A 1,662-nucleotide genomic window follows, 5' to 3' on the forward strand; every position below is an offset into this window, starting at 1 on the left:
GTTGAAAGCCTTACTCGGCCGCGGCTTCCGCGGCCTTGGCGGCCTCGGCGGCGGCCTTCTTCTCGGCGGCGTCCTGCGCTGCCTTCTCGGCGGCCAGCGCCTCAGCGGCGGCAACCTTCTCGGCCTCGATGCGCGCCTTCTCGGCGTTCAGCGCATCACGCTCATCGTCGTTCAGCTTGCGGGCGCGCACACCGGTGTTCTCCGAAATGCGGGCCGACTTGCCGCGACGATCGCGCAGGTAATAGAGCTTGGCGCGGCGCACCTTGCCGCGGCGCACGATCTCGACGCCCTCGACCATCGGCGAGTAGACCGGGAACACGCGCTCCACGCCTTCGCCGTAGGAAATCTTGCGGACGGTGAAATTCTCCTGGAAGCCGGAGCCGGAACGGGCGATGACGACGCCCTCATAGGCCTGGACGCGGGTACGAGTGCCTTCGGTGACGCGCACCTGGACGCGCACGGTGTCGCCGGGCTGGAATTCGGGAAGCTTGCGCTTGGCTTCGATCTTGGCGGCCTGTTCGGCCTCGAGCTGACGGATGAGATCCATCTCAAATATCCACTTCTTGTTCTTCCGACAGTCAGAGCGTCCTCAACTCGCCTTGCAGTTCCATCGACCGCTTGGCTATGCCCTCTGTCCAACATAGGACATCGGGCAGGGACGGCTACACCGCCATTGTTGACGGGTTCCGAAAGATCGTTCTTCCGGTTCGGGCGGGCACATACAGCTATTTTGACGCTTTGTCACGCCTTGGCCCTGTCTTTTTTGGCCGCATGCCATCACGCAATTGGCTCCGGCGGGGTTGCGCCGGCCCTCCCAGCTTCCTAATCCGGAGAAAACAATCCTCTCCGGCGGCGTCCTGATGTCTGTTTTCGACGCGATCCTGCTCTTCCTGTCGGGCTTTGTCTCAGGCGCTGCCAATGCGGTCGCCGGCGGCGGGACCTTCATCACCTTTGGCGCCATGACGCTGGTCGGCGTGCCGCCGATCGTCGCCAATGCCACCTCCTCGGTGACCCAGTTTCCGGGCTACATCACCTCGACGCTCGCCTATGCATCCGACATTAGGCATTTCTGGCGCCAGGCATTGCTGCTCTGCCTGATCTCGGCCCTCGGCGCACTGGCCGGCGCGCTCATTCTTCTGGCGCTCGACAACCCCTCGTTCCGCACGCTCGTGCCCTGGCTGCTGCTTGCGGCCACCGCCCTGTTCGCCGCCGGGCCGTGGCTGAAGCCGGCGCCGAAGCCCGGACACCAGCCGACCGTCGGCTGGCTCGCCGGTTCGCTCGTCCAGTTCCTGACCTCGATCTATGGCGGCTTCTTCGGCGCCGGCATGGGCGTCATGATGCTGGCGACACTGGGCCTGACCCAAGCCGGCGACTACCACCGGCTGAACGCGATGAAGAACATGCTGGCGGTGGTCATTGCCGCCATTGCCATCCTGGTCTTCGTCTCCGGAGGTGTCGTCGCCTGGCCCCAGGCGATCGTCATGATTCCTGGCGGGGCGCTCGGCGGCTATGCCGGCGTCTGGATCGCCAAGCGCGTGCCGCAGAACGTCGTGCGCGGCTTCGTCGTCGCCGTCGGCCTGTTCCTCGCCTTCTACTATTTCACCAAGGGCTGAGAAATCCCGAAGAGTGGGACCCGGTTTTCGGAAAAGATCATGGTCAGAT

General features: G+C 64.4%; 2 protein-coding genes. One reads left to right on the forward strand and one right to left on the reverse strand.

From position 1 onward, the window contains the following. Positions 1-10: 10 nt before the first annotated feature. Positions 11-547, reverse strand: coding sequence for a 50S ribosomal protein L19 (gene rplS / locus EN742_RS34290; RefSeq protein ID WP_126057469.1), 537 nt, complete (start codon positions 545-547; stop codon positions 11-13). Positions 548-860: 313 nt separating this feature from the next. On the opposite strand from rplS, the gene EN742_RS34295 reads away from it, so the two are divergent. Next, on the forward strand, positions 861-1,613 hold the full coding sequence (locus EN742_RS34295) for a sulfite exporter TauE/SafE family protein (RefSeq protein ID WP_126057468.1): 753 nt from the start codon (positions 861-863) through the stop codon (positions 1,611-1,613). Positions 1,614-1,662: the final 49 nt, after the last annotated feature.

The organism is Mesorhizobium sp. M4A.F.Ca.ET.020.02.1.1, from assembly GCF_004022645.1.
In the GTDB taxonomy this organism is placed as follows: Bacteria; Pseudomonadota; Alphaproteobacteria; order Rhizobiales; family Rhizobiaceae; genus Mesorhizobium.